Source organism: uncultured Caulobacter sp. (assembly GCF_937900395.1).
GTDB lineage: Bacteria > Pseudomonadota > Alphaproteobacteria > Caulobacterales > Caulobacteraceae > Caulobacter.
In genome coordinates, this window is the sequence record NZ_CALCDX010000090.1 from 1 (window position 1) to 17,979 (window position 17,979).

Here is a 17,979-nt window from a genome sequence, read left to right on the forward strand (position 1 = left end):
GACGTCGGCCACCTCGACGACGAGGGCTACCTCTACATCACCGACCGGGCCAAGGACATGCTGATCCGGGGCGGCGAGAACGTCTACTGCGTCGAGATCGAGAACCGCCTCGTCGAGCACCCCGCCATCGCGGACGCCGCGGTGGTCGGCGTTCCCCACGACGGGTTGGGCGAGGAGGTCAAGGCGGTCATCGAGGTCGCCGACGGCGCCGACATCTCCGACGACGAGGTGCGGGCCTGGGTGGCCGACACGCTCGCCGCGTTCAAGGTCCCGACCTACGTGCAACGCTGGGACGGCAAGCTGCCCCGCAACGCGTCGGGCAAGCTGCTCAAGAACGTGATCCGCGGCGAAGGAGCGGTCAGCTTCGCCGAGACGATGTAGCGATCGCAGCGAGCGTCACACAGGGCGGGAGGTCGTCGAAACGGCGACGAAACACGAGCGACCCGCTCCCTTCACCCGGGACACACGGGGCCGAAACACGGGCTCCGTACCGTGCCCCGCATGTTCCGAACCCTGCCGATCCCCACCCTGTGGCGCTCCTCGGCGCCCGCCCTCACACTGCCCCCACCGGGCCGACTCGACCGGTACGTTCTCGAACTCGTAGGTGACGACGTCGCAGGCCTCGGCCAGGCGCTTCAGGGCCCAGCGGTCGTCATAGGTCGCGACGATCTGGCGGGCGGCGACGCGACCGGCGGGCGAGGCCTCTTCCGGGTCCTGGATCACCACGTCGAAGCCCAGGCGCGCGGCCGCCAGGGCCAACATGCGGCCCAGCTGTCCGCCGCCCAGGATACCGATGGTCGAGCCAGGGGCCAGGGGAAACTCAGCCATCTTGATCCTAGTCCTCGACGCTTTCGGCGACGCTGTCGGTCTGGGCGGCGCGGAAGGCCGCCAGGCGCTGGGCCAAGCTCGCATCCGCCAGGGCCAGGATCTGGGCGGCCAGCAGGCCGGCGTTCTTCGCGCCCGCCTCGCCGATCGCCAGGGTGGCGACAGGAACGCCGCCGGGCATCTGCACGATCGACAGCAGGGAATCGAGACCCGACAGCGCCTTGGACTGCACCGGCACGCCCAACACCGGCAGATTGGTCATCGAGGCCGCCATGCCCGGCAGGTGCGCCGCGCCGCCGGCCCCGGCGATGATCACCTTGTAGCCGGCCTTTTCCGCGCCCGTGGCGAAGTCGAACAGGCGCTGGGGCGTGCGGTGGGCCGAGACCACCTTGGCCTCCCAGGCCACGCCCAGGCTGTCCAGCGCATCGGCGGCGCCTTTCATGGTCGGCCAGTCCGAACGGCTGCCCATGATGATGGCGACAGGCGGGGTGGTCGAAGGCATCGGCGTCATCCCGTTGATGAAAGCCGCCCCGTATGCGCGTCAGCCCCCTTCGCGCAAGCCCAAAACGTCACCAAACGCCTCAAACACGAGCGCGCGGCGCCCTACGACCACGCCCTGGGTGCGCCCCGATTGCGCCTGACGCGGTTGCCGTTAACCATATTCAAGCTGTGCCATTTCGATTCGCGTAGGGTCATGAAGATTACCGGCGCCCGGACCGAGCCCTTCGCCGCCATCCGCAAGCGCGCTCTGGTGCGCGCCGGGGCTCAGGTCGCCGTCCGCGAGGTGTCCGCGCCCGACAGCGCCGCCTTCCTGGGCCTGAGCGAGACCGACCTGACCCCGAAGGTCATCGAGGCGCTTCAGACCCTGATGACCGAGATCGAGGACCTGCGTAGCGAGGTGTCAGCCCTGAAGCTGCGGCTGAACGAGGCCCAGAACCTGGCCGACATGGACGCCCTGACCCCGGCGCTGAACCGCCGCGCCTTCCTGCGCGAGATGAAGCGCGTCGCGGCCTTCGCCCAGCGCTATGGCTCGCCGGCCAGCGTGGTGTTCTTCGACCTGGACGGCTTCAAGTGGGTCAACGACCGCTTCGGCCACGCCGCCGGCGACCAGGCGCTGAAGGCCGTGGCCAAGCGCCTGCTGAACAATGTCCGCGAAAGCGACATCGTCGGCCGGATGGGCGGCGACGAGTTCGCCGTGCTGCTGGCCCAGGCCGACCGGGAGACCGCCCTGACCAAGGCCCGCGCCCTGGCCGACGCGGTGATGGGCGCGCCGGTCGAATTCGGCGAGTGGTCCGCCCCCCTGCACATTTCCTACGGCGTCCGCGAGATCGAGCCGGGCGCCGATCCGGAGGTCGCCCTGGCCGAGGCCGACGCGGCCATGTTCCTGCGCAAGCGCAAGACCGCCGTCGCCTAGAGCCCTTTTTCGGCTCCGGCCGCGCCTAGACAACCGAAGATCGTGCGACCTTATCGCGCGGCGACCGCCCTCGGTTCGCAGACTATGCTTTTCAGGTTCTGTTAAGCATGACGGCGCGGGACGGATGCAGAAAATTCTGATCGCCGAGGACGATCCCGTCCTGTCGATGATCTACGAGATCACCCTGACCGAGGCCGGTTTCGAGGTGCTGTTGTGCCACGACGGCCAGGAAGCCTTCGAGGCGCTGGCCGGCTTTTCGCCTGATCTCGTCATCACCGACCATTCGATGCCGCGCATGAGCGGCGGCGACCTGATCAGCGCCGTCCGCCGCGCCTGCCCGCACGCCGCGACGCTGATGGCCTCGGGCGTCGACACCCGCCTGCTGCGCGCCGACCAGCACGCCGATGCGCGCCTGGAAAAACCGATCACGCCGGGGCGGCTTCTGGACACAGTCCGCGCCCTGGAGGCCGCGCGGGGCCGGGAGCACTGAAGCTCTTTACCGATCTCCCCGGCGAATGCCGGGGTCCAGATCGAACCCATAAAAGGCGAAGATCCGATCGGCGGTCGGGCGAGACACCCCCAACTTCTCAGGATGGATCTGGGCCCCGGCATTCGCCGGGGAGGTCGGAGTTCTGGTTAGGCGATGATGTCCGGGGTCAGCAGGTCTTCCAGGCGGATGATCTCGTCCTTCAGGGCCAGCTTCTTCCGCTTCAGGCGGGCGATCTGCAGCATGTCGGGCTGGTAGCGCTCTTCCAGGGCCTGGATGGCGTCGTCGAGATCCTTGTGCTCCTCGCGCAGGTCGGCGAGGCGGCGTTCGATCGCGATGTCGGAGTCGTCCGACGGATCGTCGTCGTTCATGGACATGATCTCAGATGGGCCCGTTGGAAAGATAGATGGGAAAGGCTGACGACCGGTAAAAGCGCTTAGCCAGACTGTTTTTCAAGGGCCTTGGCGAGTTGTTCCAGGGCGGCCCGGCGCGGCGGGTCGCCGGAGGCTTCGGCGGCGGCGACGAGACCCTCGATCACCGAGGCTGGCGCGCCCGCGGGACCGGTCAGGGCCTCCAGGCTTTCCATCAGCACGCGCTCGCCTTGGAGCTCGACGGCCTTGACCGCGTCGCGCAGGGCCTCCTTGGCGGCGTCGTCGACCGGAGGGCGCGGCGGCTTCAGGGCCCGGCGCACGCCCCGCAGCGGCGCGCCGATCTCGGCGTCCCAGCCGCGCATCAGCCGGGCGGCCTCTTTCAGGTCGACCGAGCGCCCCTCGCCCGCCGCCCAGGCGGCCCACAGCAGGTAGGGCACGTTCTGGCCGTGGCCGTCCTGCAGGTTCAGGCACGCGGCCGCGACAGGTTGTCGCGCATAGACCTCCAAGGCCCAGTCCCAGATGCGCATCGGCGTTAACCCTCACCCTTGCCGGTGATGGTCTCGAGGTCCTCGCCCCAGCGCTTCACCGGCCGCCAGGAGAGGTCGAAAAGGTCGAGCGCGCGGCCCACCGACTGGTCCACCATCTCGGCGATCGAGGCGGGCTTGGCGTAGAAGGCCGGCAGCGGCGGGGCGATCACCGCGCCCATCTCGGCCAGCTTGGTCATGGTGCGCAGGTGGCCCAGGTGCAGCGGCGTCTCGCGGATCATCAGCACGAGCGTCCGGCGCTCCTTCAGCGTCACGTCGGCGGCGCGGGTCAGCAGCGAAGACGTTACGCCCGTGGCGATCTCGCTCATCGTCCGCACCGAGCACGGCGCGATGATCATGCCCAGCGTCCGGAACGAGCCCGAGGCGATCGACGCCCCGACGTCGGCGGCGCGATGGACGACGTCGGCCTTGGCGTTGACCTCGGCGACACTCAGCCCTGCCTCTTGAGCGAGCGTCAACGCCGCCGATTTGGACAGAACGAGGTGGCTCTCCACGCCCAGCTCGCGCAGGGCGTCCAGCGTCCGCAGTCCATAGACCACGCCCGAGGCGCCCGTGATCCCGACCGCTAGCCTTTGTCGATCAACGGTCTTCGAAGCGTCGGTCATGGTGAATGTTCGTCCGTCATGGGAGCAAAAACGGCCCCGTCAAGCGCCGCCCATTGCAATCATATGTGATCTGACAGCCTCGCGCAGCGGGTGTTCACTTTCCTCTCCAACAGCAAGGAGCCGAGAGCCATGGCCATCGAATCCCGTATCCGCGAGCTTGGGTCCCGTCACGAGAACCTCGACCGCAAGATCCAGGAGGAGACCAACCGACCCGGTTATGATCCGACGCTGCTTCGAGAGCTTAAGCGCCAGAAGCTTAGGCTGAAGGAAGAGATCGAGGGCCTTCGGGCTCGAATGCACTAGCTGCGACGCGCAGCCGAAAAACGAGAGGCCCCGCTCCGGCAAGGAGCGGGGCCTTTGTTTTGGCCGCTCCCGACACCCGACCTCCCCGGCGAATGCCGGGGCCCAGATGGAAGAGCGGTGAAGCGGGCTCCAGAAGCTCCGAGTTCGTCCCGTCAGCCCAACCTTGTCGGGCTGGCCCCCGGCATTCGCCGGGAAGTCGGGGTTTGGCTTACTCTTCGTCTTCCTCGTCGACATAGCCCGACGACTTGCCGAACACGTCCTCGGCCTTGATGTCGCCGCGGGGCGCGCGGAAGTCTTCTTCCTCTTCCTCGACCTCGGGCTCGAACTGGCCGGCTTCCGAGGCGGGACGCAGGGTCGGGTCTTCCGGCAGGATGCCCTTCTTCAGGTCGTCCTTGGCCTTCTTCTCGGCCGCCTTCTTGACCAGGGCGTCCAGCTCCAGCTGGCCGACCAGGCCCAGGGTCACCGGATCGACCGGCTTGATGTTGGCGGCGTTCCAGTGCGTGCGGGCGCGGACCTGCTCGATGGTGGCCTTGGTGGTGCCGAGGATCTTCGAGATCTGGGCGTCGGTCACCTCGGGGTGGTGACGCAGGAACCAGGCGATGGCGTCCGGACGGTCCTGACGGCGCGACACCGGGGTGTAGCGCGGGGCCTTCTTCTGCGGCTTCAGCAGTTCGGCGTGACGGCTGACCTGGGCCTTCATCCGATAGTCCGGATTGGCCTGGGCGCGGTCCAGCTCCTCGCGGGTCAGCTGGCCGTTGCCGATTGGGTCGGCGCCGCGGATGTCGCGCGCCACTTCGCCGTCGGCGATGCCGCGCACTTCCAGCGGGTGCAGGCCGCAGAAATCGGCGATCTGTTCGAAGCTGAGCGAGGTGTTGTCCACCAACCAGACGGCGGTCGCCTTGGGCATCAGGATGTCGGACATGCGGTCCTCCAGAAATGACGGCGCCCGGCCTTTCGGCCGGGCGGGATGTGGTAACCGCTATAATGCGGTTCTCGGAAAAAGGGAACGGGGGACTATGCGCTGACCGCCCTATTCTATTGCGCGACCAAGGCCTTGAGAACGTCGGCGTCCTGGGGCGCGGCGCTTTTGATATCGTTGTCGAAGTAGCTGTAGGCGTCGCGGCCCGCTTGGCGCTGCTCGGCCAGGAACGCCGCCCACGCCTTGAGGTCCTTTTCCGGATAGCGGCCGGCGTAATGGCCCCCAGGTCCGTGGCCGCGCACATAGGCGAAATCGGCGGTGACCAGCCAGGGCGAGGGCGCGTCGTGGTGGTCGGAGATGCAGAACGCGATCCCGTGATCTCGCAGGATCGAATAGACGCCTTCGTCGTACCAGCTGTCGTGCCGGAACTCGACGGTGACCCGCTGGCCCTTGGGCAGCCAGGACAGGAACCGCTTCAGCCGCTCCTCGTCCCGATGCAGCATCGGCGGCAGTTGCACCAGGGCCGGTCCCAGATGCTCGTTCAGCGGCTCCATCCGGCCGAAGACCAGGTCAACGCTGTCCTGGCAATCCTTCAGCTTCTTGTTGTGGCTGATGTAGCGCGAGACTTTCCAGGCGAAGACGAAGCCCTCCGGCGCCTGGTCCGCCCACCCCCGCACGGCGTCTTCCGACGGAAGCCGATAGAAGCTGCCGTTGATCTCGGTCGTGTCGAAACGGGACGCGTAATAGGCGAAGTGGTCCTTCAGCCGGATCGTCTCCGGATAGAACGGCCCGCGCCAGTCTTTGTAGGCCCAGCCGGAGCACCCGATGCGCGTCTCGCTCATGCGAGGAAGAACGCGGGGGGTGGGTCGAGGTTCGCGATCTCATCCGCCGACCTCCCCGGCGAATGCCGGGGCCCAGATTCATCCGGAGAAGTTTGAGCGTTCGCGCCCTAGCACCCTGCCCGCCTTATGGGGTCATGGGTTCGATCTGGGCCCCGGCATTCGCCGGGGAGGTCGGATGTCAGGAGACCACCAGCACCACCTTGCCCACGTGCTCCCCGGCCTCGAGGTGCGCGTGGGCCTTGGCGGCGTCGACCAGGGGGAAGGTCGCGTCGACGATCGGCGTCAGCTTGCCGGCCGCCACCCAGGGCCAGGCCACGCGCTCGACCTCGGCGGCCAGGCGGGCCTTCTCGTCGGCCGAGCGGGGGCGCAGAGTCGAGCCGGTGATCACCGCCCGCTTCTGCATGATCTTCATCACCGGAACCTCCAGCGTCGAGCCGCCCAGGCTGGCGATGTAGACGATGCGGCCGCCGGTGTTCAGAGCGTCCAGGTTCTTGTCGAAATAGCTGGCCCCGACCATGTCGAGGATGACGTCGGCGCCGCCGGCGGCCTTGACCACCTCGGCGAAGTCTTCGGCCTTGGCGTCGATGGCGATGTCGGCGCCGAGCGCCAGCGCCTTGGCCTTCTTGTCGGCGCCGCGTCCGGTGGCGATGACCTTGGCGCCGGCGGCCTTGGCCATGGCGATCGCGGTCGTCCCAATTCCGGACGTCCCACCATGAACCAACAGCGTCTCGCCGGCCTTCAGCGCGCCGTGCTCGAAGACGTTGGCGAAGACCGTGAACACTGTCTCGGGCAGGGCCGCGGCGTGGATCAGATCGAGACCGGCCGGGATCGGCAGGGCGTGGCGGGCGTCGACGGCGGCGTATTGCGCGTAGCCTCCGCCGCCCAGCAGGGCGCAGACCTTGTCGCCGGCCTTCCAGCGGCCCGCTCCGGTCACGACTTCGCCCGCGACCTCCAGGCCCAGGGTCGTCGGCGCGCCGGGCGGCGGCGGATAGAAGCCCAGGCGCTGCAGCAGGTCGGGACGATTCACCCCGGCGGCGGCGACCTTGATCAGGATCTGGCCCGGTCCCGGTTCGGGACGCTCCGCCGTCACGGCCTTCAGGGCCTCGGCGGGTCCCTTGCCGCCGTCGATCGCGATCGCGGTCATCGTCTCGCCCATGGGCGGCTTCCTTCCTGTCACTTGCCTTGCGGCCTAGGTAGGCGTCAGATGACGGCTGGAAAAGGGAGAATGCCGATGTTCGAGGATGCTGCGGAACCGCGCGCCTTCAGCGGACGCGCTCTGAGCGAAGCCACGCACGAGGATCTGGAGATCTACGGCGTTGCGGAATTGGAAGAGCGGATCGAGGCCTTGCAGGCCGAAATCGAGCGCACCAAGGCCCAGCTGGCCAAGAAGAAGGCGGGCCGCGACGCGGCCAATGCGCTGTTTGGTCGCCTCGACTAACGGTTCTTTTAAGGTTTCGGTGAGGTTACTGGCGTCTTAAAGCATTCCAATCCGCTTTCGGACGGTCTTTATAGGTGATCGGTTCGATGGGGGCGGGTCGCGAAACGGCACATCGGCGTCTGGCACGAGGGTTGCAGTTCCCTCGTTCCGAGCGAGATGTCCTCGCGGCCTTTCGAAGGGGCATTGAGTAGCTATGACCGAAGTCAACGCGTTGGCCGATACGCCTTGGCGCGCCGGAGTCATCCAGGACTTCGCCCGATCGGAACTGTTCGACCGCACGTTCGAGGAAGGCATGCAGCTGGTCGAGGAGACCGCCGCCTATCTCGACGGCGCCGGCCGGCATGACAGCAAGATCCTCTCGCGCAACGCCGCCCTCAGCTACGCCAGCGAAAGCATGCGCCTGACCACCCGCCTGATGCAGGTGGCCTCGTGGCTGCTGGTCCAGCGCGCCGTCCGCGAGGGTGAGATGCCGCCGGAAGCCGCCTGCGCCGAGAACTACCGCCTGGCCGAGGAAGCGATCGGCGATCCCTCTCCGATCGAGGACCTGCCGTTCGGCCTGACGAACCTGCTGCACCGCTCCGAGCGCCTGTACGAGCGCGTCCGCCACCTGGACCGCCGCATGTACGTCGAATCGCCCAGCGAAGAAGCTCCGCGCCCGGTGCAGGCCCACTTCGATCGCCTGGCGGCGGCGTTCGGGGGGTAAGCCCCGCTCTAGCGGGCGCCGTACCGCATCTTCGCCAGCCCCTCGACCATCTCGGTGGCGAGGTCCATCGGCTTCAGACCCGCCTTCCACTTCTCGAAGGCCATGACGTTGTCGATGCGGGCGTCCAGGTGCGACAGCGCCGAGGTCCGCCCCGAGGCCATATCCACCGCCAGGGTCGAGACCAGGATGCCCGACAGGATCGCCCGCTTGGAGTAGTGGTTCTCGTCGGTCGCCGTATCGCCGGCCCAGCGCCAGATGGCGTCGGCCGATTCCCAGGTCAGCCGGGCGGCCAGCGGCAGGTTCGTCGGGAAGGCCAGGAACACGGCCAGCGGCCGCAGCACGTCGCCGTTCTCCTGGGCCGCGTCGAGTCGGGCGATCACGCCTTCGCGAATCCGCTGTCGGATCTTCAGGGCCGCCAGATCCAAGGCGCGCAGCCGCTCCATGGCCGCCGCGTCATGGCGTCGCGACAGCAGGGCGGCCAGATCGCGCGGCCCCTCGGGCAGCAGGAGCTGGCCCTCAGCCTCCGATAGCCCCGCCGCCGCCAGGGCCCGGCTGACGAGTCCGGCGTTCCAGCCGGCGCTCGGCGCCAGGCGCAGGGCCTCGTCCAGGATGCGTTGCTCGGTCGAGTCGGCCCAGCTAGCGCCCGCCTGACCCGAAGCTTGACCGGATGTGTCGATATTTTCGCTCATGAATCCGAGTCTACACCGGTGTTTAAGCCGCGTCGCGCATGGACAGGACGCGCGCGCTCTGCTATCAGCCCCGCCTCATCGCCTGGGAGCACCCCTTCCAGGTTACCCGGTTTTGTTCGCCCGCCCGGCCCCTCAAGAGGGACTTGGGAATATTGGTCGGGCTGTCGAATGGAGAGATACCCCTGGTCCAGATTTTCGTCCGCGACAACAACGTCGATCAGGCCCTGAAGGCTCTGAAGAAGAAGATGCAACGCGAAGGCTCGTTCCGCGAAATGAAGCGGCACGTGCACTACGAAAAGCCGTCGGAAAAGCGCGCTCGCCAAAAGGCTGAAGCCGTCCGTCGCGCTCGCAAGCTGGCCCGCAAGCGCGCTCAGCGCGAAGGCCTGCTGCCGATGCCGAAGAAGGCTGGCGGTCGCTAAGACCCCCTCCCTTCGCATCGCCGAAGATTTCGAAGGCCGCGCGGCGTTCCGCGCGGCCTTTGTCGTGTCTGGAGTGTCGCTGGCTTAGCGCCCCCCTCCGTCACGATGCCCTGCATCGCGCCACCTCCCCCGTTTGGCTTCGCCGCCCTTCGGGTCACGGGTGAGGAGGAGGGTTCATCCTCCCTCGCAAAGCGGGGGAGGTGGATCGGCGCGAAGCGACGAGACGGAGGGGGGCGCTGCGGAACGCCTCAGCCTTTCGTCCGCGCGTCCGCGACGAACGCCACGGCCCGGACGATGTGATCGGCGAAGCGGCGGCCGATCAGCAAGGTATGGGTGGCGTCCTCGACGTGATCGACTAGACCGTGCTCGGAGCGGCGAGCGGGCGCCTCCTGCATCGCCTTGCGCGCCTCGCGGCCCGCGACCGGCCCGGCGGTGACGACAGCCACCGGCCACTTCGGATCGAAGGGCGGCTGCCGGCCGGCCTGGGCCGAGGCCTCCGCCCACAGGCTAACCTCCTCGGCTGCGGTGCGATTGTGGCGGCCGTTGGCGAAGGCCCACCCCTTCTCGGCCTTCGCGGCCGGCGGCAGGTCGATCTTGTCGCCCAGGCGCGTGTGGACCAGCGGCTTGTAGAGGCCGATCGACGCCCCGCGCGCCGCCCATTTCGAGATGTTGGCGAAGGCGCGGATGAAGCTCTGCATTCGCGGGTCCTGGGCGGCTTCGGGTCCAGCGGCGTCGGCCAGCACCAGGCCCGCGACCTTGTCGGGATTGCGGCCGGCGAACTCACGCAGACGCAAGCCGGCCATCGAGTGCCCGACCAGGATATAGGGCCCAGGCTCGCCCGAGGCGGCGATCAGCTTCTCGAAGTCGGAGACAATGGCCAAGCCGTCGCGCGGCTTCGGTCCGGGCGGGGAAAAGCCCATGCCGGCGCGGTCATAGGCGCAGGAGCGCCAACCGGCGGCGGTCAGCGCCTCCTGAACCGCGCCCCAGTCCGCCGCCAGGCCAAAAGCGCCCGACTCCAGCCAGACGACCGGACGATCGTTCTTGGGCCCTTCGCAGACCAGCCGCAATGCGCGCCCCGGCTCGATCTCGACCATCTGCCCCCGGGCCTTGGGCGCGCCGGCGGCGGTCATCAGCCCCCCGACCGCGACATAGGACACAAGCAGGAGCGCGAAGCCCGCGACGCCACGGCCGAGAAACTGGATCATGGCGTTCAATGTAGGGACGGTTTGCGACGCGTCGAGGCGCGTTGCGCCGGGTGCGGAGATTTATCCTTCGGAGACCGGGATCCGGGTTCGCACCCGGCCGCTCTTGGTCCGCGTGACCGGCGCGCCCTTCACGCCGTCGGGCCATTTCGACACGACCGCCAGGCGCACCTTCTTGGAGACCCGCGCCGCGGCGCGGATCGGCATGTCCTCGGCCTCGGCGAAGCTGCGCCCGATGAAGAAGGCCGGGTTCAGCGGCTTGTCGCCCTTGCGGATCTCGAAATGCAGGTGCGAGCCGGTGGAGCGCCCCGAATTGCCGACAAAGGCCACCGTCGATCCCCGGCGGACATAGGCGCCCTGCTTGACGCCGCGCGCCGGAGCCTTGAGGTGGGCGTAGAGGGTGGTCATGCCGCCCTTGTGCATCACCTCGACGAAACGGCCATAGGTGGGGCTGACGCCCGTGCGCTTGACCACGCCGTCGGCCGAGGCCTTGACCGGCGCGCCAGCGGGGGCGGCGATGTCGACACCTTGGTGCAGGCGGCCATTCTCTTCCCAAGGCAGCCGGCGCAGGCCGAACGGCGAGTCGATGACCCGGCCCGGCAGCGGCGCGTCGAACACGAAGGCGGGGGGCGGCGGCTCCGGAGCTTCGAGCTCCGTTACGGGCGGCGCGACGTCCTCGTCGGTCGCCGCGACGGCGGGCGGCTCGGTCATCCAGGCGCCGAGCGCCGCAACGCCGTTCAAGGCGCCAACCGTGGCCGCCAAGCCCAGAGCCACGAGAAACGCCGCACGCAGTTGTTGAGCTGGAATAGCCAGGCTTCTGGAAATCAAACCACTACCTCTCGCGATATCCGGCCAATCGAGAGGACCGCGCCAAGGCGGCTCAACTCACATACTTGACCTTTCAGGATCATGAATGGCGGGCTCTATGACTGGCCGTTTTGACCAAAACAGGGCGCAGCTTAACCATTCATTTGCAATAATCTGGGTTTTCGAGCACCTTCTCTCTGCAGAGGCGCCCTTTCACTTGAACTTGCCAAGCGAATCCTTTGAGGCGGACGCCAGGGATGCACGATATCGCGCGCAAGCACGAAGCCGCCTCGAATACATTACACCAAAGTCATGTATTAATTTTCATTCATTCGCTTAATTACACGTCATGAAACAGACGTAACAAGACTTTGGCCCGACCGCGAAGTAACAAGTATTCAACGGCGCACAGAACAGCGCCCATCAGAGGGATACTTGAAATGCGCAAGTTCATTATGAACGTCACCACGGTCGCCAGCCTGAGCTTGGCCGCCATTCCGGTCCTGGGCCTGACCCAGGCCGCCAACGCCGCCGAACCCGTCGTCCGCGTCAGCTACAGCGACCTGAACCTCTCGAACCCCGCCCAGGCCGCGATCTTCAAGGCCCGCGTCGAGACCGCCGGCGAGGCGCTTTGCCGCGCCAAGCTGCGTAGCGGCGACCTGGACATGCCGCTCCGCGGTTGCGTGGCCGAAGTGCACCGCGAGGTCGAACGCCAACTGCCGAAGGCCCAGCGCCAGGCCCTGGCCAGCGCCGCCCGCGCTCAAGCGATCGAGGTCGCTGCGCAGTGATCGCGGGTCGTTTCCAAGGCGGGCGCCGCCTCTAAGCCAGCGGCGCTCGCGCGATCCGACCACGAAAAAGGCCCCGGCGTCACCGCCAGGGCCTTTCGCGCTCTTAGGGAGCCAGACGAAGCTTCAGAGCCCCTTCACGATGCCTTCGACCATCTTCTTGGCGTCGGCGAACAGCATCATAGTGTTGTCCTTGAAGAACAGCTCGTTCTCGACGCCGGCATAGCCCGAGGACATGCCACGCTTCACGAAGAGCACCGTGCGGGCCTTCTCGACGTCCAGGATCGGCATGCCGAAGATCGGGCTCTGCGGATCGGTCTTGGCCGCCGGGTTGGTGACGTCGTTGGCGCCGATCACGAAGGCCACGTCGGCCGTCGAGAACTCGCTGTTGATGTCCTCCAGCTCGAAGACCTCGTCGTAGGGGACGTTCGCCTCGGCCAGCAGCACGTTCATGTGGCCCGGCATGCGGCCGGCGACGGGGTGGATAGCGTACTTCACCTCGACGCCCTCTTCCTTCAGCTTGTCGGCCATTTCGCGCAGGGCGTGCTGGGCCTGGGACACGGCCATGCCGTAGCCCGGGACAATGATCACCTTGCTGGCGTTCTTCATGATGAAGGCCGCGTCGTCGGCGCTGCCCTGCTTGACGGGGCGCGTCTCGACCTTGCCGCCAGGACCGGCGGCTGCGGCGTCGGCGCCGAAGCCGCCCAGGATCACCGAGACGAACGAGCGGTTCATGCCCTTGCACATGATGTACGACAGGATCGCGCCCGACGAGCCGACGAGCGCGCCGGTGATGATCAGGGTGGTGTTCTCCAGCGTGAAGCCCAGGGCCGCCGCCGCCCAGCCGGAATAGCTGTTCAGCATCGACACCACGACCGGCATGTCCGCGCCGCCGATCGGGATGATCAGGGTGACGCCGATCAGCAGGCTCAGGGCGAAGATGCCCCAGAAGGCCCAGATCGCCGAACCGCCGCTGACCACCAGGATCACCACCAAGGCGACGATCGCCAGGGCGATCACGATGTTCAGCAGGTGGCGGGCCGGCAGCAAGATCGGCGCGCCGCCCATGTTGCCGTTCAGCTTAGCGAAGGCGATGACGGAACCGGTGAAGGTGATGGCGCCGATGGCCAGGCCCAGCGACAGCTCGATCAGGCTGTTGAGGTGGATATGACCGTCCGCGCCGACGATGCCGTAGGCGGCCGGGGTGTAGATGGCGGCCACGGCCACGAGGCAGGCGGCCATGCCGACCAGCGAGTGGAAGGCGGCGACCAGTTGCGGCATCGAGGTCATCGGTACCTTGCGGGCGATCACCGCGCCCACCCCGCCGCCGACGGCGACGCCGCCGACGATCAGGCCCAGGGTGACGGCGTCCAGCGCGCCTTGCGACCACAGGGTCGAGAGCACGGTGGCCACGGCGATGGCCATGCCGACCATGCCGTAGGTGTTGCCCTTGCGGCTGGTCTCAGGGCTGGAGAGCCCGCGCAGCGCCAGGATGAACAGCACCCCGGAGACGAGGTACAGGATGGCGGCGAGATTGGCGTTCATGTCAGTGTTTCCCCCTGCTCTCGCCCGCTCACTTCTTCTCTTTCTTCTTGTACATCGCCAGCATCCGCTGGGTGACCAAGAAGCCGCCGAAGATGTTGACCGCCGCGAAGGCCGCGGCGACAGCGCCGGCGCCCTTGGAGATCCAGACCGAGCCGGTGGCGGCCTCGCCCGCCCCGCCGTGGGCGGCGGCGGCCAGCAGCGCGCCGACGATGATCACCGACGAGATGGCGTTGGTCACGGCCATCAGCGGCGTGTGCAGCGCGGGCGTCACGCTCCAGACGACGTAGTAGCCGACGAAGATGGCGAGCACGAAGATCGCCAGACGGAACACGGTGGGGTCGACGGCTTCCATGGGAGCCTCCCTTTCGATGCTGGAGTTAGGCGGTCTTCAGGTTCGGATGGACGATGGCGCCGCCCCGGGTGACGACGGCGGCCTTGAGAATCTCGTCCTCGAAGTCGGGGGCGAAGGCGCCCTCCTTGTTCGTGAACAGAGTCGAGAGGGCCACGAGATTGCGCGAATAGAGCGCGCTGGCGTCGGCGGCGATGCGGCCGGGCAGGTTGGCGCGGCCGAGGATCTTCACGCCGTTCGGGGTGACGACCGTCTCGTTCAGCTTGGCCCCTTCGACGTTGCCGCCCTGCTCGATGGCCAGGTCGACCAGGATCGAGCCCGGCTTCATCGAGGCGACCTGGGCGGCGGTGACCAGCCTCGGCGCCGGACGGCCGGGGATCAGGGCCGTGGTGATGACGATGTCCTGCTTGGCGATGTGGCTGGAGACCAGCTCGGCCTGCTTGGCCTGGTACTCCTTGGACATCTCCTTGGCGTAGCCGCCGGCGGTCTGGGCGTTCTTGAACTCCTCGTCCTCGACGGCGAGGAACTTGGCGCCCAGCGACTCGACCTGCTCCTTGGTGGCCGGGCGCACGTCGGTGGCGGTCACCACCGCGCCCAGGCGGCGAGCGGTGGCGATGGCCTGCAGGCCCGCGACGCCGACGCCCATGATGAACACCTTGGCCGCGGCGACGGTGCCGGCGGCGGTCATCATCATCGGCAGGGCCTTGCCATAGGCCTCGGCGCCCTCGATCACGGCGCGATAACCGGCCAGATTGGCCTGCGAGGACAGCATGTCCATCACCTGGGCGCGGGTGATGCGCGGGATGAACTCCATGGCGATCGCGGTCGCGCCGGCCTTGGCCAGGGCGTCCAGCGTCTCCTTGTCCTGGTAGGGATTGAGCGCGGCGGCGACGATGGCGCCGCTCTTCAGGGCCGCGATCTCGGCGGCTTCCGGCGCGCGGACCTTGAACAGGACGTCGGCGTCCTTGATCGCGTCCTTGGCGGACTTGGCGATCTTGGCGCCCGCCGCTTCGTAGTCGGCGTCCGGATAGGACGCGGCCGTCCCGGCGCCCGCCTGCACCACCACCGAGAAGCCGGCCGCGCCGAGCTTCTTGACGGTTTCAGGCGTGGCCGCGACCCGCGTCTCGTTCGCGCGGGTTTCTTTCGTGACGGCGATGACGGCCATCGGCATACCCCTCCCAGAGCGCTGTTACCTCATCAGGATGAGGCGCTCTGTAGGGGATAGTCTTGCCTCTTGTCGAGGCATGACGTGCGCGTCAGGGAAAAAATATACCGATGTCTACCGGTGTCAGTGGGCCGGAGCGGGCTTTTCGCGAAGCAGAACAACGCCCAGGGCCAGCAGCACGATCGAAGCGATAGCGCTACCAACGAAACCGGCCGGCGTGCAGAACAGCAGGGTGATGAACAGCAGCAGGACGGAGACGGCCAGGGAGCCCCACTTCGTCATCTTGCCGAACGCGGCGTAGGTCGCCGCCTGTTCCGAGATATCCATTTCACCGCGGTGATAGTCGCCGGCCATGTGTCGTCCTCAGTGGAAAAGAATTACGTCCTCGCCCGATACAACGCGGGCCGCCGGGGCTCAAGCGTCCGAATTGCCCCAGGCCTCGGCGGAGAACCGTCCGCGCACCGCGTCGACGGCCTGATCGACGGTGATGTCCGCGATTCGCCCCTCGCCGCCGTCCAGGCGGGTCAGCCAGCGCGAATAGGCCGGGACGGGCGCGGTGCCCATCAGCCCTACGCACGGCGTCCCGACGGCGGCGGCGACGTTCAGCGCGCCGGAGTCGTTGCCGAGGAACCCGGCCGACAAGGCGATCAGGGCCGCCGACTGGTCCAGCGGCAGGTCGCAGGCGACGACATTGCCGGGCAGCGCGCCGATCGCGGCCTTGGCCGCTTGCGCCTCGTGAGGGCCGCCAACCCAGAACACCGTCCCGAACAGGTCCGACAGGCGCTCGGCCGTCTGCGCGAAGCGCTCGGCCGGCCAGGTGCGGGCGGGTTCGCTGGCGCCTATGCCCAGGCACAGCCAAGGCCCCGGGCGGTCGGCGTAGCGGGCCTTCACGGCGGCGATGGCGTCGGGATCGAGCTTGAGGGCCGGTTCGCGGCTCGCCACCGCCAGGCCGTGGGCCGCTTCGAAGGCGGCCAGCTTGTCGAGCCGGTGCGCCGGGCGCATGGCCTTGGGCAGGAAGGGCCCTCGGTTCAGGAACCGCTCCTGACCGTGGCCCAAGCCGAAGCCGCGACGCTCGGGCACGCCGGCCAGGAAGGCGGCGATGGCGGGACGGTCGATCTTCTCGAGGATCCAGACAGCGCGCGGCTTCTCGGCCTTGCACAGACGATGAAAGTCGAGGGTTTCGCGCACGCCCTTCAAGCGGTCCTTGTAGTGCGGCGCATAGAGCACCCGCGCGATGGTCGGCTCGACCTTCAGCACCTCGGCCGCTCGGCTGGAGGGGCGGGCGACCAGGACCACCCGCCCTTCGGGCGTGGTCGCCGCGATCGCGCGGATGGTCGGCAGGTGCCACATCAGGTCGCCGATCCCGCGATCGGGCGCATAGACGAGGACGGGTCCGGTCATGGCCGTCAGGCCCAGGCCGCCAGCAGTCCTCGTAACCCGGCCACGAAGGCCAGGGGCTGATCGATCATCACGTGGTGGTCGGCGTCGGGAATAGGCAAGAGCAGCACGTCCTTGGGCATCTGCGCCAGCATATAGTCGACGGTCTCGGCGTGCATCAGGTTCGAGCGCTCGCCCCACATCAAGGCGGCCGGACAGGCGATCTGAGGCAACAGCGCCCCCAGATCGGGCATGCGGAAATTGTGCCAAAGGTCGGGATCGAACTTCCAGGTCCAGGCGCCTTCGACCTCTTTCAGGGAGCGGCGGGCGATGAAGTCGGCGATGTAGAGGTTCTCGCAGGGCTGCGGCGGCGCCAGACGGAAGCGGTTCAGCGCCTCTTCCAGGGTCGGATAGGACGGCAAGCCGTGACCCGAGCGCGGCGGCGGACCTTTCCACCGCTTTTCCGGCGGCTGGATGCTGCTGTCGACCATGATCGCGCCGCGCAGGCGTTCGGGGTGGCGCGCGGCGCAGTAGAGCGTTGGGAAGCCGCCGAACGAGTGGCCGACCACGATCGGCTTGACCCCGCCGGCCTCCAGTCCCGCCGCCTCGACGGCCGCGAAGATCTCGGCCGCGAACAGCTCGGCGCTGTAGGCGGGGCGCCAGTCGCTGCCGCCCATGCCCGACCACGAGATCGCCGCCACCCGCCAGTCCCCTCCTCCAAACGAAGAATGGGCGAAGAAAGGCGCGATGAAGCTCCACCAGTCGGCGTGAGCGCCGTTGCCATGCAGGAACAGCAGGCCCGGCTTGCCGACCTCGCCCCAGGTCAGGAGCTCAACGTTCGCGCCTTCGACGGCGATGGTCGAGCGCTCGGGCGCATGGGCGATCGTCGCGTCGAACCAGGCCGGCGCGGGCGGGGGCTCGCCGTGGAACGGCGCGAGCAGCGAGACGGGCGCGACCCGATCGTCGGCCATGCCTTACGCCTCTTCCTTGTAGTTCAGCTCGCCCGGACGCGGCTTGCGCGGGCTCAGCGCCTTGAAGATCCCCGTGCCGGTGATCAGGGTCCGGTCGCCGGACCAGATGCGGCCGCGCACGGTGAAGACCAGGTCCTCCTCGGCGATCAGCTCGCCCTCGCCTTCCACCCAGTCGCCCAGCTTGGCGCCCGACAGGAAGTCGCACATCAGCCGCACCG

The 17,979-nt window shown here is 67.9% G+C and carries 24 protein-coding genes and 2 pseudogenes; 8 read left to right on the plus strand and 18 right to left on the minus strand.

Annotation, left to right across the window (positions count from 1 at the left end):
- A partial coding sequence (locus Q0379_RS07750) for a fatty acid--CoA ligase family protein (RefSeq protein WP_299006655.1) occupies positions 1-381 on the plus strand: 381 nt, incomplete at its 5' end.
- Positions 382-582: 201 nt separating this feature from the next.
- Here Q0379_RS07750 and Q0379_RS07755 read toward each other — a convergent pair.
- Positions 583-828: pseudogene (locus Q0379_RS07755) on the minus strand (5-(carboxyamino)imidazole ribonucleotide synthase); the annotation flags it as partial.
- Positions 829-835: 7 nt separating this feature from the next.
- Positions 836-1,327, minus strand: a complete 492-nt coding sequence (purE, locus tag Q0379_RS07760) for a 5-(carboxyamino)imidazole ribonucleotide mutase (RefSeq protein ID WP_299006657.1) — start codon at positions 1,325-1,327, stop codon at positions 836-838.
- Between the two features lie 192 nt (positions 1,328-1,519).
- Between purE and Q0379_RS07765 the strand changes: the two genes are divergently transcribed.
- A complete protein-coding gene (locus tag Q0379_RS07765; RefSeq protein ID WP_299006659.1) occupies positions 1,520-2,239 on the plus strand; it encodes a GGDEF domain-containing protein in 720 nt (239 codons plus the stop codon).
- Positions 2,240-2,363: 124 nt separating this feature from the next.
- Positions 2,364-2,729, plus strand: coding sequence for a response regulator (locus Q0379_RS07770; RefSeq protein ID WP_299006662.1), 366 nt, complete (start codon positions 2,364-2,366; stop codon positions 2,727-2,729).
- A gap of 146 nt (positions 2,730-2,875) precedes the next feature.
- On the opposite strand, the gene Q0379_RS07775 is transcribed toward Q0379_RS07770, so the two are convergent.
- The 3 genes and pseudogenes from Q0379_RS07775 to Q0379_RS07785 form a co-directional block, all read right to left on the minus strand.
- A complete protein-coding gene (locus Q0379_RS07775) occupies positions 2,876-3,106 on the minus strand; it encodes a DUF465 domain-containing protein (RefSeq protein WP_197426735.1) in 231 nt (76 codons plus the stop codon).
- Positions 3,107-3,162: 56 nt separating this feature from the next.
- Positions 3,163-3,640 (minus strand): annotated as a pseudogene (locus tag Q0379_RS07780) (TIGR02444 family protein).
- Positions 3,630-4,247 carry a UbiX family flavin prenyltransferase gene (locus Q0379_RS07785; protein WP_299006664.1) on the minus strand — a complete coding sequence of 206 codons (618 nt, stop codon included), beginning with the start codon at positions 4,245-4,247 and terminating at the stop codon, positions 3,630-3,632. Before Q0379_RS07785 ends, Q0379_RS07780 begins: the two are co-directional and overlap by 11 nt.
- A 129-nt stretch (positions 4,248-4,376) precedes the next feature.
- On the opposite strand from Q0379_RS07785, the gene Q0379_RS07790 reads away from it, so the two are divergent.
- The gene (locus Q0379_RS07790; RefSeq protein ID WP_066686601.1) at positions 4,377-4,550 is read left to right on the plus strand and encodes a DUF465 domain-containing protein; all 174 of its coding nucleotides are present in this window, start codon (positions 4,377-4,379) and stop codon (positions 4,548-4,550) included.
- Positions 4,551-4,758: 208 nt separating this feature from the next.
- Here the strand turns inward: Q0379_RS07790 and Q0379_RS07795 are convergent, their stop codons facing one another.
- From Q0379_RS07795 to Q0379_RS07805, 3 genes are all read right to left on the minus strand, one after another.
- Entirely contained in the window at positions 4,759-5,472 is a 714-nt protein-coding gene (locus Q0379_RS07795) for a DUF1013 domain-containing protein (RefSeq protein ID WP_299006669.1), read from the minus strand.
- A 113-nt stretch (positions 5,473-5,585) separates the two neighbouring features.
- Positions 5,586-6,311, minus strand: coding sequence for a DUF72 domain-containing protein (locus Q0379_RS07800; protein ID WP_299006672.1), 726 nt, complete (start codon positions 6,309-6,311; stop codon positions 5,586-5,588).
- A gap of 178 nt (positions 6,312-6,489) precedes the next feature.
- Positions 6,490-7,467 carry an NAD(P)H-quinone oxidoreductase gene (locus Q0379_RS07805; protein ID WP_299006675.1) on the minus strand — a complete coding sequence of 326 codons (978 nt, stop codon included), beginning with the start codon at positions 7,465-7,467 and terminating at the stop codon, positions 6,490-6,492.
- 75 nt (positions 7,468-7,542) lie between these two features.
- Here Q0379_RS07805 and Q0379_RS07810 point away from each other — a divergent pair, with 75 nt between their 5' ends.
- Both Q0379_RS07810 and Q0379_RS07815 read left to right on the plus strand, forming a co-directional pair.
- Positions 7,543-7,749, plus strand: coding sequence for a DUF1192 family protein (locus tag Q0379_RS07810; RefSeq protein ID WP_066686761.1), 207 nt, complete (start codon positions 7,543-7,545; stop codon positions 7,747-7,749).
- 193 nt (positions 7,750-7,942) lie between these two features.
- Entirely contained in the window at positions 7,943-8,452 is a 510-nt protein-coding gene (locus tag Q0379_RS07815; protein WP_299006680.1) for a DUF1465 family protein, read from the plus strand.
- 8 nt (positions 8,453-8,460) lie between these two features.
- Here Q0379_RS07815 and Q0379_RS07820 read toward each other — a convergent pair whose 3' ends face one another.
- A complete protein-coding gene (locus Q0379_RS07820) occupies positions 8,461-9,141 on the minus strand; it encodes a COQ9 family protein (protein WP_299006683.1) in 681 nt (226 codons plus the stop codon).
- A 182-nt stretch (positions 9,142-9,323) separates the two neighbouring features.
- Here Q0379_RS07820 and rpsU point away from each other — a divergent pair, with 182 nt between their 5' ends.
- The gene (gene rpsU / locus Q0379_RS07825; RefSeq protein WP_082769410.1) at positions 9,324-9,560 is read left to right on the plus strand and encodes a 30S ribosomal protein S21; all 237 of its coding nucleotides are present in this window, start codon (positions 9,324-9,326) and stop codon (positions 9,558-9,560) included.
- A gap of 248 nt (positions 9,561-9,808) precedes the next feature.
- Here rpsU and Q0379_RS07830 read toward each other — a convergent pair whose 3' ends face one another.
- Positions 9,809-10,765 (minus strand): alpha/beta fold hydrolase, encoded by a 957-nt coding sequence (locus Q0379_RS07830; protein WP_299006687.1) that lies wholly within the window; start codon positions 10,763-10,765, stop codon positions 9,809-9,811.
- Between the two features lie 60 nt (positions 10,766-10,825).
- On the minus strand, positions 10,826-11,536 hold the full coding sequence (locus Q0379_RS07835; protein ID WP_299006689.1) for a M23 family metallopeptidase: 711 nt from the start codon (positions 11,534-11,536) through the stop codon (positions 10,826-10,828).
- A gap of 473 nt (positions 11,537-12,009) precedes the next feature.
- On the opposite strand from Q0379_RS07835, the gene Q0379_RS07840 reads away from it, so the two are divergent.
- A complete protein-coding gene (locus Q0379_RS07840; RefSeq protein WP_299006692.1) occupies positions 12,010-12,357 on the plus strand; it encodes a UrcA family protein in 348 nt (115 codons plus the stop codon).
- A gap of 123 nt (positions 12,358-12,480) precedes the next feature.
- Here the strand turns inward: Q0379_RS07840 and Q0379_RS07845 are convergent, their stop codons facing one another.
- From Q0379_RS07845 to Q0379_RS07875, 7 genes are all read right to left on the minus strand, one after another.
- Positions 12,481-13,899 carry an NAD(P)(+) transhydrogenase (Re/Si-specific) subunit beta gene (locus Q0379_RS07845; protein WP_299006694.1) on the minus strand — a complete coding sequence of 473 codons (1,419 nt, stop codon included), beginning with the start codon at positions 13,897-13,899 and terminating at the stop codon, positions 12,481-12,483.
- 28 nt (positions 13,900-13,927) lie between these two features.
- The gene (locus Q0379_RS07850; protein WP_299006696.1) at positions 13,928-14,251 is read right to left on the minus strand and encodes a proton-translocating transhydrogenase family protein; all 324 of its coding nucleotides are present in this window, start codon (positions 14,249-14,251) and stop codon (positions 13,928-13,930) included.
- Between the two features lie 25 nt (positions 14,252-14,276).
- Entirely contained in the window at positions 14,277-15,419 is a 1,143-nt protein-coding gene (locus Q0379_RS07855) for a Re/Si-specific NAD(P)(+) transhydrogenase subunit alpha (protein WP_299006698.1), read from the minus strand.
- 117 nt (positions 15,420-15,536) lie between these two features.
- Positions 15,537-15,767, minus strand: a complete 231-nt coding sequence (locus Q0379_RS07860; RefSeq protein ID WP_299006701.1) for an aa3-type cytochrome c oxidase subunit IV — start codon at positions 15,765-15,767, stop codon at positions 15,537-15,539.
- Between the two features lie 60 nt (positions 15,768-15,827).
- Positions 15,828-16,814 (minus strand): glycosyltransferase family 9 protein, encoded by a 987-nt coding sequence (locus Q0379_RS07865; RefSeq protein WP_299006703.1) that lies wholly within the window; start codon positions 16,812-16,814, stop codon positions 15,828-15,830.
- A 5-nt stretch (positions 16,815-16,819) separates the two neighbouring features.
- Positions 16,820-17,761, minus strand: a complete 942-nt coding sequence (locus Q0379_RS07870) for an alpha/beta hydrolase (RefSeq protein ID WP_299006706.1) — start codon at positions 17,759-17,761, stop codon at positions 16,820-16,822.
- A gap of 3 nt (positions 17,762-17,764) precedes the next feature.
- Positions 17,765-17,979, minus strand: a 215-nt coding sequence (locus Q0379_RS07875) for a hotdog domain-containing protein (protein ID WP_299006709.1), incomplete at its 5' end; no start/stop codon positions are given.

Excerpts from the sequence above, each read along its gene's own strand:
- purE (WP_299006657.1), bottom strand. The coding sequence starts at position 1,327 with ATGCCTTCGACCACCCCGCCTGTCGCCATCATCATGGGCAGCCGTTCG.
- Q0379_RS07765 (WP_299006659.1), top strand. The coding sequence starts at position 1,520 with ATGAAGATTACCGGCGCCCGGACCGAGCCCTTCGCCGCCATCCGCAAG.
- Q0379_RS07770 (WP_299006662.1), top strand. The coding sequence starts at position 2,364 with ATGCAGAAAATTCTGATCGCCGAGGACGATCCCGTCCTGTCGATGATC.
- Q0379_RS07785 (WP_299006664.1), bottom strand. The coding sequence starts at position 4,247 with ATGACCGACGCTTCGAAGACCGTTGATCGACAAAGGCTAGCGGTCGGG.
- Q0379_RS07790 (WP_066686601.1), top strand. The coding sequence starts at position 4,377 with ATGGCCATCGAATCCCGTATCCGCGAGCTTGGGTCCCGTCACGAGAAC.
- Q0379_RS07795 (WP_299006669.1), bottom strand. The coding sequence starts at position 5,472 with ATGTCCGACATCCTGATGCCCAAGGCGACCGCCGTCTGGTTGGTGGAC.
- Q0379_RS07800 (WP_299006672.1), bottom strand. The coding sequence starts at position 6,311 with ATGAGCGAGACGCGCATCGGGTGCTCCGGCTGGGCCTACAAAGACTGG.
- Q0379_RS07805 (WP_299006675.1), bottom strand. The coding sequence starts at position 7,467 with ATGGGCGAGACGATGACCGCGATCGCGATCGACGGCGGCAAGGGACCC.
- Q0379_RS07810 (WP_066686761.1), top strand. The coding sequence starts at position 7,543 with ATGTTCGAGGATGCTGCGGAACCGCGCGCCTTCAGCGGACGCGCTCTG.
- Q0379_RS07815 (WP_299006680.1), top strand. The coding sequence starts at position 7,943 with ATGACCGAAGTCAACGCGTTGGCCGATACGCCTTGGCGCGCCGGAGTC.
- Q0379_RS07820 (WP_299006683.1), bottom strand. The coding sequence starts at position 9,141 with ATGAGCGAAAATATCGACACATCCGGTCAAGCTTCGGGTCAGGCGGGC.
- Q0379_RS07830 (WP_299006687.1), bottom strand. The coding sequence starts at position 10,765 with ATGATCCAGTTTCTCGGCCGTGGCGTCGCGGGCTTCGCGCTCCTGCTT.
- Q0379_RS07840 (WP_299006692.1), top strand. The coding sequence starts at position 12,010 with ATGCGCAAGTTCATTATGAACGTCACCACGGTCGCCAGCCTGAGCTTG.
- Q0379_RS07845 (WP_299006694.1), bottom strand. The coding sequence starts at position 13,899 with ATGAACGCCAATCTCGCCGCCATCCTGTACCTCGTCTCCGGGGTGCTG.
- Q0379_RS07850 (WP_299006696.1), bottom strand. The coding sequence starts at position 14,251 with ATGGAAGCCGTCGACCCCACCGTGTTCCGTCTGGCGATCTTCGTGCTC.
- Q0379_RS07855 (WP_299006698.1), bottom strand. The coding sequence starts at position 15,419 with ATGCCGATGGCCGTCATCGCCGTCACGAAAGAAACCCGCGCGAACGAG.
- Q0379_RS07860 (WP_299006701.1), bottom strand. The coding sequence starts at position 15,767 with ATGGCCGGCGACTATCACCGCGGTGAAATGGATATCTCGGAACAGGCG.
- Q0379_RS07865 (WP_299006703.1), bottom strand. The coding sequence starts at position 16,814 with ATGACCGGACCCGTCCTCGTCTATGCGCCCGATCGCGGGATCGGCGAC.
- Q0379_RS07870 (WP_299006706.1), bottom strand. The coding sequence starts at position 17,761 with ATGGCCGACGATCGGGTCGCGCCCGTCTCGCTGCTCGCGCCGTTCCAC.